The following is a 266-nucleotide window of genomic DNA, read 5'->3' as shown; positions in this document are numbered from 1 at the left end:
CAAGCATCGCCAGGAGTTCGTCATCGTCGGCTACACCGACCCGAAAGGAGCGAGAACCGGTTTTGGCGCACTTGTCCTTGCGCTAACCGACCAGGATAGCGGCGATCTGAAGTACGCCGGCAAGGTCGGGACGGGCTTCACGGAATCGACACTCGCCACGATCCTGCAGACACTGCTGCCGTTGGAGCAGAAAAAGGTGCCGGTAGTGAATCCACCGAAAGGTGTTGATGGTAGAGGCATCCACTGGCTGCAGCCGACACTGCTGG

Annotated in this window: 1 pseudogene; it reads left to right on the top strand. The window is 59.4% G+C overall.

From position 1 onward, the window contains the following. A pseudogene (locus SB786_RS36520) lies at nucleotides 1-266 on the top strand (DNA ligase D); the annotation flags it as partial.

Origin of the sequence: Burkholderia sp. SIMBA_062, assembly GCF_046534765.1 — a bacterium.
Taxonomy (GTDB): Bacteria; Pseudomonadota; Gammaproteobacteria; order Burkholderiales; family Burkholderiaceae; genus Burkholderia; species Burkholderia ambifaria.
The sequence above is the reverse complement of the archived record's forward strand: the minus strand, read 5'-3'. Positions and strand labels throughout refer to the sequence as shown.